Source organism: Aquimarina sp. 2-A2 (genome assembly GCF_045505135.1).
GTDB classification, from domain to species: Bacteria; Bacteroidota; Bacteroidia; order Flavobacteriales; family Flavobacteriaceae; genus Aquimarina; species Aquimarina intermedia.
In genome coordinates, this window is the sequence record NZ_JBJKFI010000004.1 from 65,406 (window position 1) to 84,815 (window position 19,410).

The window sequence follows — 19,410 nt, forward strand, 5'->3', positions numbered from 1 at the left end:
GGATTTTTGCATATAAATGTTCTTTATGAGCGATTCCTTATGCTATCATTGCGGAGATTCTTGTGATACTACGCCTATTCAATTTGACGAAAAAACCTTCTGCTGCTCCGGTTGTAAAACCGTCTACGAGATATTTACTGATAATAACCTTACCTGTTACTATGATTTAGAACAGAGCCCAGGTAGTACACCTGTTGACATTAAAGGGAAGTACGATTACTTAGATTCTAACGAAATTATTCATAAACTTTTAGACTTCACCGATGATACTACTCAGGTAGTAACGCTGTATATCCCGAAGATTCATTGTAGCTCATGCATCTGGATCCTCGAAAATTTACATAAGCTAAAAAGTGAGATTAAAAATTCTCAAATCGATTTTCCTAAAAAAACGGTTAGAATCACCTACAACGCAGTTAATTTTTCACTTAAAGAGGTGGTTTTACTACTGAGTTCTATTGGATACGAACCCTATATTAGTCTTGACGATCATGCGACAACAAAAGAAAATATAGATCGCAGTTTGTATTATAAGTTGGGTGTTGCGGGTTTTGCTTTTGGCAATGTGATGTTCTTGTCTTTTCCCGAGTATTTTGAAGTATCCGAATTTTGGTTAGATCAATACAAGTACATTTTTAGATATCTCATGCTGGCATTTTCGATACCGGTAGTTTTTTATGCCGGTCAGGAGTATTTAGTTTCAGCATACAAAGGCATACGTGCAGGTGTGCTCAATATTGACATTCCGATTGTACTGGGAATTATAGTACTCTTTGCTCGTAGCACTGTCGAGATACTTATGGATTGGGGAGCCGGTTTTTTTGATAGTCTGACCGGGCTCGTCTTCTTTTTAGTACTCGGCAAATTTTTTCAGCAGAAAACCTATTCTTTTCTGTCGTTTGAAAGGGATTATAAATCCTACTTTCCTATTGCAGTTACCAGAATTACTTCCGACAGGTATAAGAGAGAAGAAACTATTCAAATCTATGATATTAAAAAAGGCAATCGATTGCTTATTCGTAACCATGAACTTATTCCGGTAGATAGCATTTTAATTGAAGGGGATGGTCTAATCGATTATAGCTTTGTCACAGGAGAAAGTAAGTTAGTTCATAAAGAATCAGGAGACTCCTTATTTGCCGGAGGCCGTCAAAGTTCAGGAGCTTTACAAATTGAAGCCTTAGAATCCGTAGAACAGAGTTATCTGACGCAACTATGGAGCAACGATGTATTTAATCAAGATAAAGACTTGCGGTATACTAATATCACCGACACCGTTAGTAAATATTTTACAATCACAATACTTATGATTGCTTGTATAGCTACTGCTTATTGGATATATGCAGATGCCAGGCAGGCAGCACAAGTATGTACCGCCATTCTAATAATCGCATGTCCGTGTGCACTAGCGCTAGCCAGACCTTTTGCACTTGGCAACATGCTTCGCATTTTCGGAAAGCAAGGTTTTTTCCTCAAAAACAGTACGGTAATAGAACGCTTATCTCAGCTGGATACGCTTGTTTTTGATAAAACCGGGACCATGACTACTAACACCGGAGATGCCGTATACTATACCGGTATAGATTTGAGCAGCGATCAATGTATCGTACTCAATTCAGCACTTAGAGCCTCCAATCATCCTTTGAGTAGGTCACTATATGCTGCTTTGAACGCTAATGAAGTTGTTTCCTTAGACGCTTATAAAGAATATCCCGGTGCAGGTATTGAGGCCATCTATAAAGATATAATCCTACGTATTGGATCGGCTTCTTTTACAGGTATACAAACCTTTGATTCGCATCTGGATACGACAGTACATATCGCTATTGATCAGGACTACAAAGGACACTACACTTTTCACAATACCTATAGACAAGGCTTGTCTGCCCTTTTCTCAAAATTAAATGAAACGCATCGCTTATTTATACTGTCAGGGGATAATGCCGGCGAAGCTTCTTACTTAAAACGCTTGCTGCCTACAGGTATACAGACATACTTTGATCAAAGGCCAAAAGATAAACTTGACTTTATTCAAAAACAGCAACAGGATGGTAAAAAAGTAGGGATGATTGGCGACGGACTCAATGATGCCGGAGCCTTGGCTCAAAGTGATGTTGGTATTGCTATATCCGAAGATATCGCCGTGTTCTCCCCCGCTTGTGACGCCATTATGGATGCTGCTCAATTTGATAAAATTGATTATTTCACCTCCTTATCCAAAAAAACGATTACCATAATCAAGAGTAGCATTATACTCTCTTTTCTTTACAATATCGTAGGCTTATACTTTGCCGTTACCGGTCAATTATCACCGCTTATCGCAGCTATATTGATGCCTCTTAGCTCTATATCTGTCTTAGTCTATGTGACGCTACTCACCAATTGGGTGGCAAAGAAAAGAATCAAGATACAACCAGTCGCTCCACTCGAAAATCACAAAAAGTCATTTTCATTCAATAGCTGATAAATGTCATTAATTAAGAAAACTTTCACAAGTATTTTTGAACCCTAAACAAAAAAGTATGGGAGTTATTTATGTCTTACTTACGATTAGTATTCTTGTAGCGATTGTGTTTTTTATAGCGTTTATCATATCCATCAAAAACGGCCAATATGATGACACCTATACCCCCTCGGTACGAATGTTATTTGATGACGAATTAATTAAAACTCCCGTTGAACCCTCAACTTCCAATAAAAAACAATCCTGATACTATGGAAATGGAAAAATTCTACTACGATAATCAAATCGTAAAAAAATTCTTGTACGCTACAATGCTTTGGGGTATTGTAGGTATGTCAGTCGGGCTACTTCTGGCATTTATGTTTTTATTCCCCAATCTGACCGATGGCATCTCATGGCTTAGCTTTGGTCGCTTACGTCCGTTACATACCAATGCTGTTATTTTTGCTTTTGTGGGTAATGCGATTTTTGCAGGAGTCTACTACTCTGCGCAACGCTTGCTCAAAACCCGTATGTTTAGTGACGCACTAAGTAACATTAATTTCTGGGGCTGGCAATTGATTATTGTGGGAGCCGCTATTACGCTTCCTCTCGGATACACCACCTCAAAGGAATATGCAGAACTCGAATGGCCTTTCGATATTGCTATTGCAGTAATTTGGGTAGCTTTTGGCTGGAATCTTATCGGTACCATCTTAAGACGTAGACAACGGCACATGTACGTGGCTATATGGTTTTATCTCGCCACTTTTGTTACCGTAGCCGTACTTCACATATTTAATAGCTTAGAACTGCCCGTAAGTGCCTTAAAAAGCTATTCAGTATATGCCGGTGTACAAGATGCACTGGTACAATGGTGGTATGGTCATAATGCTGTAGCCTTTTTTCTTACTACGCCTTTCTTAGGCTTGATGTACTATTTCATTCCTAAAGCTGCAAACAGGCCTATTTATTCTTACCGCTTATCCATCGTACATTTCTGGTCACTAATTTTTATCTATATCTGGGCGGGCCCACACCATTTACTATATTCTTCGCTGCCTGATTGGGCGCAAAATCTGGGGGTTGCCTTTTCTATCATGCTAATCGCTCCCTCTTGGGGCGGTATGATCAATGGATTGTTGACGCTGCGTGGTGCGTGGGATAAAGTGCGAACAGATCCTGTGCTCAAATTTATGGTGGTAGCTATCACCGGGTATGGTATGGCCACCTTTGAAGGGCCTATGTTATCGCTTAAAAATGTAAATGCTATTGCTCATTTTAGTGACTGGGTCATCGCACACGTACATGTAGGAGCACTTGCCTGGAATGGCTTCTTGACCTTTGGGATGGTGTATTGGTTAGTACCGAGAATGACAAAAACAAAACTATGGTCTGTCGGACTCGCTAATGTGCATTTTTGGATTGGTACACTGGGAATAATCATGTACGCCTTACCGATGTATGTTGCAGGTTTTGTGCAAGCGTCCATGTGGAAACAATTTAATCCTGATGGAACCTTAACCTACGGTAACTTTCTGGAAACTGTTAATGAAATCATTCCCATGTATTGGATGCGCGCCATTGGCGGAAGTCTCTTTATCCTGGGTGCATTTGTCATGTTATACAACATACTTATGACGATACGTAGTGGTAGTAAAGTTACAGATGAATTGGCTGAAGCTGCTCCGCTACAACGTGTTACCAAACATAGAACCGTTGGCGAAGGCTATCATACCTGGCTGGAGCGTCGACCGGTAAAGCTTACCATATTTGCTACCATCGCAATTCTTATTGGGGGTGCTGTACAGATAGTGCCTACCCTTCTTGTGGAGTCTAATATTCCAACCATCTCAAGTGTCAAACCTTATACGCCCTTAGAGCTTGAAGGAAGGGATATTTATATCAGAGAAAGTTGTGTTTCTTGTCACTCGCAGATGATTCGACCTTTCCGTAGTGAAGTAGAACGCTATGGGGAATATTCAAAAGCGGGAGAATATGTATATGATCATCCTTTTTTATGGGGAAGTAAACGTACCGGTCCGGATCTCTTCCGCGTAGGCGGAAAGTATTCTGATAACTGGCACCTTAATCACTTCTATGATCCGCAAAGCACCTCTTCCGGATCGATTATGCCAAGCTATAAATGGTTAATTACCGATGCATTGGATCGTAACAATACAGAAACTAAGATGAAAGCTATGGTAACTCTGGGCGTTCCTTACACCATCGAAGAGATTAATCGTGCACAACAATGGATGGATGAACAGGCAACGCAGATAGAGAAAAATCTGTACAGTGATCCTGATTTTGCTAAAGCTTACGACGCAGACAAAAAGTTTGCCCAGGAGAATGGTGAAGAGTTTGTCGAGATGCGCAATCGAGAAGTCGTGGCGCTCATTGCTTATATCCAACGCTTGGGTACGGATATAAAAGTAAAAAATAAAGAAACGATTGTTGAATCTAACGCTAACTAATCATGCTAAAATTTATAAAAGGACATATGGAAAGTATCGACGGTATCGAGATCTATCCAATGATCTCACTACTCATCTTTTTTATATTCTTTACAGTACTTTTTTGGTGGATATTCACTGCAAAAAAAGCTTATATCAAAGAAGTAAGTAACCTGCCATTAGAAACTAAAAATCAAGATATTACATGAGAACAATATCATCCTATCTCAGAGTACTGGCATTTGTCTGCATCACGTATATTTTAATTCTGTTGACTCAAGACAGCGCCGTAGAAAACTCGTTAGTCATGCAGCCGGTTTTTTGGGTGGTTATGAGTATCGTATTGCTAATCGCTGTAGCTATTGAGATTTGTGTGGCTGCTTTACAAAGTATCCTTTTCAGATCGCTTAAACCGGAAGCACAAGAACGGTATTTAACAACCGAAAGCGAACGTAAAGCAAAACAATTTGTCTGGGTAAAACGAACCTATCTCAAATTGGTAGATAGTACACCTGTTGACGAAGAGGAAGAAATAATCCTGGACCATAATTATGATGGTATCAAGGAGCTTGACAATAATCTACCTCCATGGTGGGTCTATGGTTTCTATGCTTCCATCTTGTTTGCTATTGTATATATGGTTCGTTTTCATGTCTTTGATGATTATACTCAAGCCGAGGAATACGAAACTGAAGTTGCCGAAGCCAAAGTTGCTATCGCGGAGTATAAAAAAACTGCCAAAAATTTTGTGGATGTAAATTCGGTAGTCATACTGACTGATCCCGCTGATTTAAAAGCTGGTAAGGCTGTATTCGAAAGCAATTGCGTGGCTTGCCATAAAGCTGATGGCGGCGGTGGTATCGGACCCAATCTAACGGATGCGTATTGGATTCTAGGAGGTGGAATCAAAAATGTTTTCAATACCATATCTGAAGGTGGACGCGATGGTAAAGGTATGGTCGCCTGGAAACAAATTCTTAAACCGGCCGAAATGGCGCAGGTCTCCAGTTACGTGCTTTCACTTAATGGTACTACGCCGGCAGAACCCAAAGAGCCTCAGGGTGAACTTTGGACAGAAGAGGTTGGGAAGTAGTGTTGAGTAGTGAGTAGTGAGTAGTGAGTAGTGAGTAGTGAGTAGTGAGTAGTGAAGTTGAAAAAGAGAAGAGAGAAAAGAAAAGAGAAGAGAAACAAGAGAAGAGAAACAAGAGAAGAGAAACAAGAGCAAAAACAAAGAACTAGTGGCTAGTGGCTAAGAACTAGTGGCTAGTGCCTAGAAAACTATAAAAACAAAAACATTGGATACACCAACAAATGAAAAATTCAGAGATAGCATAGGTACCGTGACCGACGAGGGTAAACGTGCTTGGGTATATCCAAAAAAACCGAGTGGTAAGTTTTATACGTATCGTAAATGGGTAAGCTATGTATTGCTGATCTTTCTTTTGTCTGCTCCTTTTATCAAAATCAATGGTAATCAGCTCTTTCTCTTCAACGTGCTTGAGCGACGCTTTAATATTTTTGGTGCACCCTTCTGGCCACAGGATTTTCATTTATTCGTTATTTCCATGCTTATCGGGGTTGTATTTGTCACCTTGTTTACGGTTGGATTTGGTCGTATTTTTTGTGGATGGATTTGTCCGCAGACCATCTTTATGGAAATGGTTTTTCGGCGTATTGAGTATTGGATTGACGGCGATCGTGGTGCGCAAATTCGGTTAGATAAGCAACCATGGAATGCAGAGAAAATTAAAAAACGTCTGCTCAAATGGTTTATATTTTTTGTTATCTCATTTCTCATCGCTAACGTATTTCTGGCCTATCTCATCGGTAGTGACCAACTCATACAATACATCTTTATTGACGGACCATTTGCGCATGTGAGTACGCTGATTTCACTCATCATCTTCACCTTAGTTTTTTACTTTGTCTTTGCATGGTTTCGCGAACAAGTATGTATCATAGCCTGCCCCTACGGACGCTTACAAGGGGTGCTGTTGGATTCTAAATCAATTGTGGTGGCCTATGATTACAAACGTGGAGAAAAAGAAGCAGGTAGAGCTAAATTTAAGAAAAATGAAGATCGTCCTGCTACAGGCAAGGGGGATTGTATAGATTGTTTTCAATGTGTGCACGTATGCCCTACCGGTATAGACATTCGCAATGGTACCCAACTAGAGTGTGTGAATTGTACTGCCTGTATTGATGCGTGTGATCATATGATGGAAAAAGTGAATCTGCCAAAAGGCCTTATTCGTTACGCAAGTGAAGAGAACATTGCCAAAAAAGCTAAGTTTACGTTTACTCCGCGGTTAAAGGGATATACTGTTGTATTAGTAATTCTTACCGGAATCTTAAGTGGTATGTTATTTCTGCGCAATGATGTAGAAGCAAATATCTTAAGGCTTCCTGGGCAACTCTACGAGCGTAAGGGACAACATATTATCAGCAATGTATATACGTTCAAATTAATAAACAAAACAACAGAAGCTATCCCAGATGTACATTTTAAATTATTATCACATCAAGGTACTATCGAAGTCGTAACTCATAAAAATTTTATAGTTCCCAAACAGGGACTTGCAGAGGGTACTTTGTTTATAGAAATTAACAGTGCTGCGCTTAGCGGCGATAAAGATAACCTTCGCATCGGCGTCTATAGCTCAGATACATTGATAGAAACCACCACCACCGCGTTTCTCGGTCCGCGTAGTTATCGGTGAAAAGAGTAGTGAGTAATTAGTAGTGAGTAGTGAGTAGTGAGATTTGAAAAAGAGAAAAGAACAGAGAGAAAAGAAGAGAGAAAAACCTAACAACTCGTGGCTAGTGGCTTCTAACTAGTGACTAAAAAATGAGAAAAGAAAAGAGAGAAAAGAACAGAGAGAAAAACTAATAACTCGTGGCTAGTGGCTTCTAACTAGTGGCTGGAAAAAGTGTCTAAAAAAAATAACTATGAAAATTAACTGGGGAACCGCAATTGTACTTGCATTTATAGGGTTTATATCCTTTATTTTATTCTTTGTGATTCGGATGAATACGAATACGGCGTACCAACATGATTTGGTTACCGAAGAGTATTATAAAAAAGAACTGGCGTTTCAAGAAGAGATTACTGCTCAGGAAAAAGGCAACGCTCTTACTACCAACATTACTATCGCCAAAACAGCAGAGGGTATAGTTATCAACTTTCCCGCGGATATTCAATTCAAAGAAATTACGGGGATCATTACGCTATACCGTCCTTCCAATAAGAAGCTGGATTTTGAGATCCCTATAAAACTAGTCAGCCCCACCCTACTGATCCCTAATTCAGAATTGATCGAGGGTCGGTGGAATGTGGATGTCAACTGGACGTATCAGGAGACAAACTACTTATTCAAACAACAAATCACTTTGTAAGTCATGTACCTTTCGGCAATCATATTGGGTCTGTTGGGTAGTTTCCATTGCATTGGGATGTGTGGCCCCATTGCTTTTATACTGCCGTTACAGCATCACCAACCTGTTAAAAAATTCTTTCAGCTATCCCTGTATCATGTGGGTCGGCTGTTGGCATACGGAATTTTAGGGTTGTTTTTTGGTGCCATTGGCGAACGCTTATATCTTTTCGGCTTACAACAAAAATTATCCATAGTGATAGGATTGTTAATGATCGTAGTGATAATGCTGCCAACCAAAACCTTTGCCAAATACAACCTTTCAAAACCTATACATCGTCTCCTATCTAAGCTAAAAACCGCCCTGGGCAAGGAATTAAAAAAGAAAACTCCAGATACGTTTTTGACCATTGGTTTTTTAAATGGTTTTCTGCCCTGCGGACTTGTATACATGGCGGTCTTTGGCGCGATGGCGGGTGGCTCCTTACTGGAAGGAAGTGTATATATGATGCTGTTTGGTGTAGGTACTATCCCGTTAATGACGATTGCGGTCTACGCGGGAAGTATACTGAACGTAAAACTACGTGCACGTTTGCAAAAAATGATTCCGGTGCTGGTTATTATCATCGGACTCCTTTTTATCGTGAGAGGCTTAGGTTTGGGCATTCCGTATCTATCGCCCAAAACTCCTGTAGCCCAAGTAACTGCCGACATGGAGTGTCATTAATCTCTTTTAGCAAATATTCTTTATAGCCAATACGCCTGCTATTATTTATTAATGTTGCCCCCCTCTTGGTAAGGGGGTACCCCCTATCATCTACCCCCTTGACCCCTCACCGAAGTAATTCGATGAATGCTTTTAATAACTATTACCCCTCTCCACATAGACTATTTGGCCTTCATTAAAGGTTTTATGGGGTTCATTATGGCCTTAAAGCCCATTTGATGACCCTTTTTTGGGTTCGTACCAGGGGTTACAGGCCTTAACACAAGGCTTCGAAGTACTTAAAGCAATGCTCGAGATAGTTTGGGAACACCTATAAGGGTGTTATAGAGAGGTTATAAGCACAAAAAACCGCATCACTGCGGTTCTTTCTCTTAACGTAAGGATATATGGATACAATTTTTATTCCGATTGATCGGTATCCTCGTTTGAATGCTTTCTGTTAAAGAGTTTTTTCATATCCTCGTACACCGTTTTTGCTCCGGGTTCATTTTCTTTAGATAGATAACGCACCATACGATAAAAACTCAAGGCATTGTTGTAATTATCATGATCCAATAGTGTTTTGGTATCTATGAGTTGTTGCGTAAGATTTTCCATCAAATGTACACGATCCTCGATCTGCTTGCGTACTGCATAATCACGATCAAACTCCTCTTTATCTATGAAGTTGGGCACCCACTCCGGGTTTTGCTCCATATAGTTTTTTACTTTGTCAACGATTAATTTGTTTTGATTCGCAATACGACCATATTGCTGTCTTTGATCCGCAGATATATTCACGGTTTTTCCTTTAAGGATCATTTTAAAAGCGTTTAAATGTGTGTCGAGATCTTTTAATTCTTTGTCAGAGAAGCTGACACTAATTAGATTTTCTAAAGCCATTGTTAGGTTTTTTGGTTATACTTACCAAAGCTACTACCTATAAATGGATTTTTATCAGGGGAAAAATACCCTTTTTTTATGCGCATGAATTTCTTCTGAAAAACAAAAAAAAACCGCATCACTGCGGCTTTTTCTGAAAACTAAGGGTAAAAGGAAAATTTTTAATCTGCAACAATCATGTTTTCATCCATGATCGCGGTGCCAAATAATTTCTTTATGTCTTGATATACGGTATGAGCTCCCGGTTCATTTTTGGTTGCATAGTAGCGAACCATTCTGTAAAAACTCAAAGCGTTGTTATAATTATCATGATCCAATAAGGTTTTGGTATCGACTAACTGTTGTGTTAAGCCTTGCAATAAAGTGATACGTGCCTCGATGTGTTTGCCTACCAAATAATCACGATCAAATTCTTCTTTATCAATAAAGTTAGGTACCCACTTAGGATTCTTCCCCATATAGGCGATAACTTGATCGACTATCTGCTTATTACGATCAGCAATGGCGCTATAATGTATTCTTTGCTCTGACGATAGAGCAAAGGTTTTTGCTCTTATAATGTTTTCGATTCCTTGTATATGCGCGTCCAGTTCGTTTAACTCTTTATCCGAAAAATTCACAAGAATTGATTTTAGAAAATGATTAGTAGTCCGTTTTATAGGTTGAACCAAAGCTATGATCTTTATTCGAATGTAGTAAGGGGATAAAACCCCTTTTTGAGAGGGTTACTTTCGCCTCTCCTCAGACATATAAATACAGTGTTGCGTTGCCTGAGGGTAAATCCTTAAGAATACGTAATTATACGTTTTATGATATTTGGGTACTTACGCTCTTTTATCAACACCTTAATAACCTGATCTTTAAACTATAAAATTAGAATTGATTGTGGGTTGAAAGGAGGATAGCTTTTAGCATATAAGTACTAAAGAACCTCATAATAGCCTGAATTTGTTTAACAATTAAAGATAGAAAAAATGAAAGAGCAAGATTTTAAGAATCCGGAGGAAGCGATGAAAGCGTTGGCTAGTGGCGAAGTGGAAACAGCTGGAGCAGCATCACAAGCAACCGTGGGACTAGGTCCAAATCAAAAAGGTTGGTTTACCTTATATTGGGAAACCACTGCAGTGGGCAAGTACGATTGGATTGGGTTATACGAAAACGTAAAAAAAACGGACGCTGAGTATATAACAGGTAACAACTGGCAGTGGGCCAGCAAAGGGAATGAATATGTGGCCAATACGGCTTGTCAACCAGGGTATGAAGCGCGATACCTTATTTGGGATACCAATACTGAAAAATATAAAGCCATCGCTAAAACAGGCGCCTATCCAAAAAAGATTAGTTCTAAGTGAATGAGAAATTTATTTTTGTATAAGCCTATATCGTTTAAGATGATATAGGTTTGTTTGGTTTGTTTTTTAAAACGAAAAAGTAAACGTAGTACATCGTATACCCTTTATCGATTTAATTCACCGATGATTCAATGATTATATATTCTTTTTTGTTGCGGGATCACGTCTGGAATTGAAAACCATAGCGATCATGATCAGATTTTTGGCTTCAACTACGGTATGAAAACTTTACATTTACGTCTGCGAACGAATCTAAATCTTATTGTTTATTATTCATCGCGAATTTTCGATTTTTCCCTAAAGCCTGCATTATGTTTAAGTTTTGTTAACTACTTGCTTGTTTATTTTAAAACTTTCGATTGAAGTGATTCAAATTTTTCTTCAATTTCATCAATATCTTTTTGAGTTAGTATTCCTTCTATACATTTAGTCAAAGTCGTATTGATAAAATTAATTCCACACATATCTGGCTCAATTCCAATACTAATAGGTAAATCTTTAAAAAATGGACTACGGAACCCCCTCTCAGTTCTACAACCTTTAAAATTTGATTTGGAAATGATAAAGTCATGCATTTTAACAGAAACAAATTGAGTTGCTCTAAAATCATTGGACATAAATAATTCAATATCAATGAAATCAACATTATGTAAGCATGATGCAGAAAATATAGTTGAAATAATTTTACATTTAATGAAAGATGTATCCGTTATTTTAACTCCGATAAAGTTCCAATCAATTACTTCTATATTTTCAAACTTAACTTTTTCTATATTTCCCTCAATGAAAGATGCTGTTGAATAGTCTTTATAGACATTAAAATCACAGTCATTTATTTTTGTGTCGTAGAAAATTGTTCGATTCAATTTTGAATCTGTAAAATTCACATTTTCAATATTAGATAGAAAAAATATTGTTCCTTCAAGAATTGTATTACTCAAATTTGAATTGTAAAAACTTGACAATCTAGAATTTGAAAGGTTAGCAGATTCTAAATTTGCATTTATGAAATTTATTCCTATTAAGTTTGAATTTTTAAGATTCGCTTTAAAACCTAAATATGGGTTATCTATACTTTTTGAGAATAGAAAGTCAACAATCGTCTGTAGTATTGAAGTTTTTTTATTAGTATTAATATTCGAGTTTGTTCTAATATAACTGCAAAGAATATTGAAAACAATTTCAGAATATTCGTTTTTGTTTTCTCTTGCTATTTGATGGAGTTCTGCAATTCCTCCAAATATTATTGGTTCTTTTTCACTTCCTAAATGTTCGACTGCATTTTTGAATCGCTCATCAGTTTGTGATTTTCTTGAAAGTTCTATTTGCTTACTTTGAATTTCTATAGCTTCTCCTTGCTTTTCCACGCCTTGTTCAATCGCTTTTGCTCTTCTCAACGAAATGTAAAGTCCATAAAGAATACCTAACGCACCTAATACACTTAAAACAATTTTAAATAATTCCCCATTTCTATTACTGTTTACAGGAAATAACCAACGAGCAAAATCGGTATAACTATTAATGATTTGATTATGGAAAACAAAAATTAAGATTAAACTAACAATTGTAAAAAGGATTCTAAAAATATTATTTTTCAAGTGTTTTTTCATATTCTTTTGTTGCCACTCCTTTGGTTTGGAAATTTCGCTATTTGTTGATGTCGAATTACACCAAGGATAGAGGTCAATTTTTGTATAATGATATTTATATTCAGATAACTGTTCAATTTCAAATTAGAAATTTTCATCAATCAAATTTATAATTTCTCTACCTTTCATTTTAAATCTCCAATTTTCCTATATCTCCATAGTTTTTTTCAAAAAAATTATCGCTAACACTAATATAAATATTATATATCCCCTTTAGAAATAGGATCACGTCTGGAATTATAAACCGTAGCGATCTTGATGAGATCTTTGGTTTCATCTACGGTATAAATAATTTTATATTGATTGGCAGTAAGTGATCGGTAGGTAATCTTATCACGTTGTAAAGACTCTTCTACACTTCCTAAAAAAGGTTCTTCAATAAGAAGGTTTACTTCGCCTATGATAGTATGTATAACCTTTTTTGCGGCTTTAAGACTGGAGCGCTTAATATGCTGCTCGTATACTTGTTCTAACTGATTCTCAGCCAAGGTAGACCATATAATTTTATTTATCATTACTTAAATTTTGAAATTAATGCTGCCATGGGCACGTGTTTACCATTTTGAAAGTCATGCGCTGCTTGATCAATCATCTCCTGCAAGGTAGTAAGGGACATGGGTACCAAGGTCTCTTCGATAGCAAAGGCGTTTTCGTTCTTGAGTACGGTCTCAAGTCGGGTAATAATCTCTTCGTCCTGTAGTTTTAAAAACTCCTGAACGAAGGTAATTTTTCTTGATGGCAAATCCATATATATTTGGTTTTACTCAAAAGTACAAAATTAACCTTCACCATAATCAGGAAAAAATAAGTCACTCCTTTTACCATAACAAATTATGGATCGTATTGTGATATGTTTATCAAACGGTCATAGAGAACAGTTGTGTCTTAGGTTGATGGGCTTGCAACCGTAAGTCAAAAGCCATACAAATATTACGTACATAGGGTTTTCCTTTTTCTAAGATCGTAATCCCTTCGGTATCTAATGTTAATAAGCCATCATGTTGTAAGGGTGACAAGCGTTGTAAAACTTCGTCTAAATTTTTTATTTTCAAGGTGCCTTCGTTCCATCGTGTTTGCATACGACACATAAGATCAAAAATATGCTGACAAAAAAAGTGAATGAATTGTTTGTACGGTTGGCTTTTCTACTTGTGGTAACCATCTTATATACGGTTGTCTAAACGCCGTTAATGTTTTGCTAAAAAACGTTTTAGTTCATACAATGAAAAGCCAGTTATGCCTCCTATTATCGCACCTATAAAACTATAAATACATATCACAAACCAACCCCTATTGGAAATATAATTCCAAAAAGGTCTAAAGCAATTTTCACAATAACCAGCAGTTTCCTCGTAAGAAATAAATTCTTCCATTAGAGGAAAAAAAATAGCCACTAATAAGCCAATTAAACTAAAAATAATAATAATTTTCTTCATTATTCTTTTAAAACTTCATTTGGAAAATAGTTTTTGCTTTCATCTCTATGCTCTAATAAAATATGCATTCTTTTATTTTTTCTCCATAGCCTGATAATTTTGTCTGAAATTTTTAACCAATCTGAATTGGTTGTTTTATCATCATCTATGGAAGCTTGTTTGGCTTCTGCAGTTGTAGAGTAGATGTCTTCTTTTTCATTCAATTTGATGGTAGTGTTGGTTATTATATATTTGGTTTTACTCAAAAGTACAAAATTAACCTTCACCATAATCAGGAAAAAATAAGTCACTCCTTTTACCGTAAAAAATGCGGATCGTATTGTGATATGTTTATCAAACTGTCATAGAGAACAGTGGTGTCTTGGGTTGATGGGCTTGCAACCGTAAGTCAAAAGCCATACAAATATTACGTACAAAGGGTTTTCCTTTTTCTAAGATCGTAATCCCTTCGGTATCTAATGTCAATAAGCCATCATGTTGTAAGGGTGACAGGCGTTGCAAGACTTCGTCTAAATTTTTTATTTTCAAGGTGTCTTCGTTCCATCGTGTTTGCATACGACACATAAGATCTAGAATATGCTGACGTACACTCTCATCGACCTCGGTCAAAAGATGTCCTCTGTAAATCGGTAGAATACCTTCTTCCACCAAATGTTTGTATTCTTCTATTCCTTTTACATTTTGCGCAAATCCATACCAGCTGTCACTAATGGCTGAAACCCCGAGGCCAACCATCAATTGTGTTTTGGACGCGGTATATCCCATAAAATTACGGTGCAAGCTCTTGTTTTCCATAGATTGATACAGTGCATCTGTGGTGAGTGCAAAATGATCCATGCCTACCTCAACATATCCAACACTTGCCAGAAGTGCTTTACCAAGTTCATATTGTGCGCGTTTATCTGCCGGTGCCGGCAAATCACTGTCATTAAATCCTCGTTGCCCGTTCCCCTTTTGCCATGGCACATGCGCATAACTATAAAAAGCCAAACGGTCGGGCATGAGTTCCTTGCTTTTCAAAATTGTATGGCGAACATCCTCCTGCGTCTGAAAAGGTAAGCCAAAAATAATGTCATGTCCTACCGAGCTATAACCTATTTCTCTGGCCAGCTGTGTTACCTGCTGTACTTGCTCAAACGTTTGTGTACGATGAATCGCATTTTGTACTTTTTCATTATAATCTTGCACCCCAAAGCTTACACGGCGAAAACCAAGATCGTATAAGGTCTGCAAATGTAATTTAGTGGTATTGCCAGGGTGTCCTTCAAAACTGAACTCAAAATCCTCAGCTAAGGTTGCAGTTCTTAAAATACCTTTGATCAGATACTCCAAATTTTCTGGCGAAAAAAAAGTAGGTGTACCACCTCCTAAATGCAGTTCTTTTATGTTGGGAGTAGTCACAAATAATTTGAGATATAGATCCCATTCTTTAAGCAACGTATTTATATAAGGTAATTCTACGTCGTGACGTTTTGTTATCCGTTTATTACAGCCGCAAAATGTACACAAGGACTCACAATACGGCAGGTGGATATACACGCTCAATCCTTCACTCCTATTTGATTCGATATAGGACTGACGAACAGTATTTTTATACTCGCCCAATGAGAATGTTTCGTTATCCCAATAAGGAACTGTTGGATAACTGGTATAACGAGGTCCGGGTATATTATATTTATTAACTAAAGATTGACACATAGAATAAGTTTTACTTTACAATTAGAAATGAAATGGTTGTATTGGGGTTGATGTCACTCATGCAGGACTAAAAACGGAATATCGGTATGGTAGCTGATTTCTTCAACTAAAGGATGAAATAATATACGCTGAAAGAAATTAAGATTCTTAGCAACCATCGTAATCATATCAATATCTCTGCTCTCAACAAAGCATTGCACAGCATGTTCAATACTGGAATTGGATAAAAAATGAAAACTATGCGGAATGGTATCTCCCAGATATTGATCCAAAAAATTCTTATTACTGAGTTGATTTTCTGATAATTCCTCTTCTTTCTTAGCTACATGTACTACGCGCAAAGTGGCGTTCTTGTCCACTAACAATTGGGTCAGCGTATCTAGAATTCGTGATTTATAGTTTATGTTATAATCTGTGGGAAAGGCTACCTCTTTAGGACGTCGATAAGTAGCATTCTCAGGAATTACCAGCACGGGACATTTTACTTTGGTAATGACATCTCCTGTATTGCTGCCAATAGCGCGCTGTAATGCATTGGTGGCTCCCTTGGTCCCCATAACAATAAAGTCAATTTGCTTAGTTATGATGGTTTTACGTATCCCATCGACAAAGAAGATGTATTCTAACAGGGGTTCAAAAGTATGTTTTGTGTTAAGCGGAAGTTTTTCTATACGTTTTACAAGTGATTTTAGCTGATTTTTTGCATCACTTGTCAGGTTGTCAGTAAGTAGCGCTTCATGTTCGTTCTCTACTTGAAACATAGCATCATCGATAACAACATCCTCTGCTGATGCTATGTGCAATATATAAAATGTGCACTGTGTTTTTTTAAAAAAAGCAACCGCATACTGAATGGCATTCCATGAGTTTTCAGAAAAATCGGTTGGTATTAGTATTTTTTTCATGGAGTATACTTTGATTATTTACAAAAGTATAGTCCTCAATGAATGAAAAATATGATAAAAATCAGATTGCTCCAAAAAGTAGCCTTAGTCTACCATTTTTAAAGCCTGAAGGTCCAAAATTTTAATATTACGTCCCTCTATCGCAATGAGTCCGTCTTTTTTAAATCCCGATAAAGTTCTGATTAGACTTTCGGTTGCAATACCTGCAACACTCGCAAGGTCATTGCGAGAAATCTTTATATCATCTTCAGGTTTTTTATTAAGTACCGCTGCAAATTGTAGGATGGTTTTGGCCGTCTTCTTACGCACTGAACTATAAGCCATCTGCAACAGCTGATTTTTGACTTCGCTTAAGTTATCGGTAAGTAATTCCATTAATTCCAAAGAAACCGTGGTACTTTTTTCCAAAATTTCTTTTAGTTCTTTCTTAGTTACCATAGCTAACTCAACATCCTCTACTGCAGTTGCTGTTTCCTTATAACTAATAGTTTCTAAAAACGTAGTAAAACCTAAAAAATCATCGGCCTTATACAAAGCTGTGATCAAGTCTTTACCATTTTCATCCATGGTGTGAGTTTTGACCACCCCTTTAAGTAGCAGAAAAATATTATTTGAGTGTTCGCCTTTTTTATATACCGTATCGCCTTTCGCTACTGAGAGTAATTGACCATTATCGTCAAAAAAGTTCTTTAGTTCATTAAGATTTCTTAAACTATCCTGAGCATCAGTGTCGTTTTGCTCTTCTTCCTGATCCCTGTCCTGATTAAGCAATACTGATTTTGCAAGCCTACTTTCTATAGCACTTAGCAAATCTTCTTCATCAAATGGCTTCGTTAAGTAATCATCAGCTCCCAAGTCCATGCCCTTTCTTATTTCTTTGTGTTCAGTCTTTGCTGATAAAAAAATAAAAGGAATATTTCTTGTCTTATCATCCTTCGATAAAGATTCCAACACTCCATAGCCATCAATCTCTGGCATCATAATATCACATACCACAATATCAGGAAACACTTCTTTTGCTTTTTGTATTCCAATTGTACCATTTGGTGCTGTTATGACCTTATAATTGGATAACTCAAGAAGTTCTGCGGTATTTTCTCGTAAAGCGGCATCATCCTCGATAAGCAAAATAGTTTTCATAATGAATTCGTTAATGTGTTTCTGTAGTACTTATGGGTAAACTGATTTCAAATGTAGTTCCGACACCTTCGGTACTGGTAAAGGTAATGGATCCTCCTAAATTCTCAAGATGACTCTTCACTATATTGAGTCCGATACCGGTTCCTTGATCCAATAAAGCATTCTCTGCTCTAAAATAGCGTTTAAAAATAAATTTCTGTTCCTTTTTAGGGATTCCGATACCCTCATCTTGTATGGTAAACTTAAAATATTCCTTCTGTTTTTCCACTTTCAGATCGATGGTTGTATGCTCTCCAGAATATTTTACTGCGTTATGGACTAGGTTAGACAAAATGAGCTCCAATATTTTTTCATCAAAATGTATGGTAAACTCATCCGCATTTTGTGGATATACAATTTTTTGTCCGTCCTTAAGAAGCATATTCGCATTATAAATAACTTCGTTGATCACCTTACTCAGAGGAAAGGAAGTAAATTTATAGGATACTTTACCCGTCTCCAAGCGTTCTATAGATAAGAAATCATTGAGAATGTTATCCAGATACTTTACTTTGCTTTTAATAGTATCCAAATGTTTCTCACGCTTATCCTGCTGCTGTTCCTTGGTATATTTACCGGCTAAGGTTGCCGAGGTTAAAATTCCGCTCAATGGCGTTTTAAATTCGTGAGAAACCAGTGACAAAAACTTTGTTTTTAATTCATTGAGCTCACGTTCTTTCTTTAGCGATTCTGTAATCTTTTCTTCGGCTTCTTTTCTTAGCTTTACTTCTTCTTGTAATGCAGAAATCGTGGTATTGAGATCCTTGGTGCGGGCAACAACCTTTTGTTCTAAGTTTTTATTAAGTTCTTGTATCTCTTGCTCCTGTTTTTTACGATTGGTAATATCAATAACAAGTGCCATCACATAATTATTTCCATAAATTGTAAATGGATTGAGGCCTGCCTCAACGGCAAACATGGATCCATCCTTGCGCACGCCATGTAAATCCCGCCCGTGACCCATCTGACGCTTTTCTGAATGCTCTACAAAACGTTCAAAATGTCCCTTGTGCGCATGATGATACTCAAGGGGTATTAGAATATTAAGGGACTTTCCAATTAATTCATCTTTTAAGTATCCGAAAAGCTGCTCTGCTGATCCATTGGTAGCAACGATGGTTTGCTGCTCATTCACCACAATAATCCCTTCGGACACTGCTTCAGACAGAATGGTAAATACATTGTTGCTTTTTTCAAATACTTTCATAAACCAAAAATAGGGATTTACTATAACTATAGGAAGTGATATATATCATAAAACAAATGATTGAATTAGCATATTTTTAATTTTTAAATTAATAAAAATAAA

General features: G+C 37.2%; 21 protein-coding genes. 9 read left to right on the forward strand and 12 right to left on the reverse strand.

Going from position 1 to position 19,410, the window contains the following annotated elements:
• Nucleotides 1–25: 25 nt before the first annotated feature.
• The 8 genes from ACJRPK_RS11015 to ACJRPK_RS11050 all read left to right on the forward strand — a co-directional run bounded on the left by ACJRPK_RS11015 (nucleotide 26) and on the right by ACJRPK_RS11050 (nucleotide 9,000).
• Entirely contained in the window at nucleotides 26–2,464 is a 2,439-nt protein-coding gene (locus ACJRPK_RS11015; protein ID WP_407139955.1) for a heavy metal translocating P-type ATPase, read from the forward strand.
• A gap of 58 nt (nucleotides 2,465–2,522) precedes the next feature.
• Nucleotides 2,523–2,711 (forward strand): cbb3-type cytochrome oxidase assembly protein CcoS, encoded by a 189-nt coding sequence (gene ccoS, locus ACJRPK_RS11020; protein WP_148782380.1) that lies wholly within the window; start codon nucleotides 2,523–2,525, stop codon nucleotides 2,709–2,711.
• A 4-nt stretch (nucleotides 2,712–2,715) separates the two neighbouring features.
• A complete protein-coding gene (ccoN, locus tag ACJRPK_RS11025; protein ID WP_407139956.1) occupies nucleotides 2,716–4,920 on the forward strand; it encodes a cytochrome-c oxidase, cbb3-type subunit I in 2,205 nt (734 codons plus the stop codon).
• A 2-nt stretch (nucleotides 4,921–4,922) separates the two neighbouring features.
• The gene (locus ACJRPK_RS11030; RefSeq protein WP_407139957.1) at nucleotides 4,923–5,108 is read left to right on the forward strand and encodes a CcoQ/FixQ family Cbb3-type cytochrome c oxidase assembly chaperone; all 186 of its coding nucleotides are present in this window, start codon (nucleotides 4,923–4,925) and stop codon (nucleotides 5,106–5,108) included.
• Nucleotides 5,105–5,992: a cbb3-type cytochrome c oxidase N-terminal domain-containing protein gene (locus ACJRPK_RS11035; protein WP_407139958.1), complete on the forward strand. Its 888-nt coding sequence runs from the start codon at nucleotides 5,105–5,107 to the stop codon at nucleotides 5,990–5,992. Before ACJRPK_RS11030 ends, ACJRPK_RS11035 begins: the two co-directional genes overlap by 4 nt.
• A 202-nt stretch (nucleotides 5,993–6,194) precedes the next feature.
• Nucleotides 6,195–7,619, forward strand: coding sequence for a cytochrome c oxidase accessory protein CcoG (gene ccoG, locus ACJRPK_RS11040; protein ID WP_407139959.1), 1,425 nt, complete (start codon nucleotides 6,195–6,197; stop codon nucleotides 7,617–7,619).
• Between the two features lie 229 nt (nucleotides 7,620–7,848).
• On the forward strand, nucleotides 7,849–8,295 hold the full coding sequence (locus tag ACJRPK_RS11045; protein WP_407139960.1) for a FixH family protein: 447 nt from the start codon (nucleotides 7,849–7,851) through the stop codon (nucleotides 8,293–8,295).
• Nucleotides 8,296–8,298: 3 nt separating this feature from the next.
• The gene (locus ACJRPK_RS11050; protein ID WP_407139961.1) at nucleotides 8,299–9,000 is read left to right on the forward strand and encodes a sulfite exporter TauE/SafE family protein; all 702 of its coding nucleotides are present in this window, start codon (nucleotides 8,299–8,301) and stop codon (nucleotides 8,998–9,000) included.
• Between the two features lie 399 nt (nucleotides 9,001–9,399).
• On the opposite strand, the gene ACJRPK_RS11055 is transcribed toward ACJRPK_RS11050, so the two are convergent.
• Both ACJRPK_RS11055 and ACJRPK_RS11060 read right to left on the reverse strand, forming a co-directional pair.
• A complete protein-coding gene (locus ACJRPK_RS11055) occupies nucleotides 9,400–9,882 on the reverse strand; it encodes a hypothetical protein (RefSeq protein WP_407139962.1) in 483 nt (160 codons plus the stop codon).
• Between the two features lie 161 nt (nucleotides 9,883–10,043).
• Nucleotides 10,044–10,502 (reverse strand): hypothetical protein, encoded by a 459-nt coding sequence (locus tag ACJRPK_RS11060; RefSeq protein ID WP_407139963.1) that lies wholly within the window; start codon nucleotides 10,500–10,502, stop codon nucleotides 10,044–10,046.
• A 354-nt stretch (nucleotides 10,503–10,856) separates the two neighbouring features.
• On the opposite strand from ACJRPK_RS11060, the gene ACJRPK_RS11065 reads away from it, so the two are divergent.
• The gene (locus ACJRPK_RS11065) at nucleotides 10,857–11,234 is read left to right on the forward strand and encodes a hypothetical protein (protein WP_407139964.1); all 378 of its coding nucleotides are present in this window, start codon (nucleotides 10,857–10,859) and stop codon (nucleotides 11,232–11,234) included.
• 341 nt (nucleotides 11,235–11,575) lie between these two features.
• Here the strand turns inward: ACJRPK_RS11065 and ACJRPK_RS11070 are convergent, their stop codons facing one another.
• From ACJRPK_RS11070 to ACJRPK_RS11115, 10 genes are all read right to left on the reverse strand, one after another.
• On the reverse strand, nucleotides 11,576–12,844 hold the full coding sequence (locus ACJRPK_RS11070; protein WP_407139965.1) for a pentapeptide repeat-containing protein: 1,269 nt from the start codon (nucleotides 12,842–12,844) through the stop codon (nucleotides 11,576–11,578).
• A 239-nt stretch (nucleotides 12,845–13,083) separates the two neighbouring features.
• Complete coding sequence (locus ACJRPK_RS11075; RefSeq protein WP_407139966.1) at nucleotides 13,084–13,398, reverse strand: type II toxin-antitoxin system RelE/ParE family toxin; 315 nt, start codon at nucleotides 13,396–13,398, stop codon at nucleotides 13,084–13,086.
• Nucleotides 13,398–13,631, reverse strand: coding sequence for a hypothetical protein (locus ACJRPK_RS11080; protein ID WP_407139967.1), 234 nt, complete (start codon nucleotides 13,629–13,631; stop codon nucleotides 13,398–13,400). Before ACJRPK_RS11080 ends, ACJRPK_RS11075 begins: the two co-directional genes overlap by 1 nt.
• Nucleotides 13,632–13,740: 109 nt before the next feature.
• A complete protein-coding gene (locus ACJRPK_RS11085) occupies nucleotides 13,741–13,971 on the reverse strand; it encodes a hypothetical protein (RefSeq protein WP_407139968.1) in 231 nt (76 codons plus the stop codon).
• 99 nt (nucleotides 13,972–14,070) lie between these two features.
• The gene (locus ACJRPK_RS11090) at nucleotides 14,071–14,319 is read right to left on the reverse strand and encodes a hypothetical protein (protein ID WP_407139969.1); all 249 of its coding nucleotides are present in this window, start codon (nucleotides 14,317–14,319) and stop codon (nucleotides 14,071–14,073) included.
• A complete protein-coding gene (locus ACJRPK_RS11095; protein ID WP_407139970.1) occupies nucleotides 14,319–14,564 on the reverse strand; it encodes a hypothetical protein in 246 nt (81 codons plus the stop codon). The genes ACJRPK_RS11090 and ACJRPK_RS11095 overlap by 1 nt, the downstream gene beginning before the upstream one ends.
• 88 nt (nucleotides 14,565–14,652) lie before the next feature.
• Nucleotides 14,653–16,017: an oxygen-independent coproporphyrinogen III oxidase gene (gene hemN, locus ACJRPK_RS11100; RefSeq protein ID WP_407139971.1), complete on the reverse strand. Its 1,365-nt coding sequence runs from the start codon at nucleotides 16,015–16,017 to the stop codon at nucleotides 14,653–14,655.
• A 53-nt stretch (nucleotides 16,018–16,070) separates the two neighbouring features.
• The gene (locus tag ACJRPK_RS11105) at nucleotides 16,071–16,922 is read right to left on the reverse strand and encodes a universal stress protein (RefSeq protein WP_407139972.1); all 852 of its coding nucleotides are present in this window, start codon (nucleotides 16,920–16,922) and stop codon (nucleotides 16,071–16,073) included.
• Between the two features lie 84 nt (nucleotides 16,923–17,006).
• Nucleotides 17,007–18,062: a response regulator gene (locus ACJRPK_RS11110; RefSeq protein WP_407139973.1), complete on the reverse strand. Its 1,056-nt coding sequence runs from the start codon at nucleotides 18,060–18,062 to the stop codon at nucleotides 17,007–17,009.
• Nucleotides 18,063–18,072: 10 nt separating this feature from the next.
• The gene (locus ACJRPK_RS11115; RefSeq protein WP_407139974.1) at nucleotides 18,073–19,308 is read right to left on the reverse strand and encodes an ATP-binding protein; all 1,236 of its coding nucleotides are present in this window, start codon (nucleotides 19,306–19,308) and stop codon (nucleotides 18,073–18,075) included.
• Between the last annotated feature and the right edge of the window lie 102 nt (nucleotides 19,309–19,410).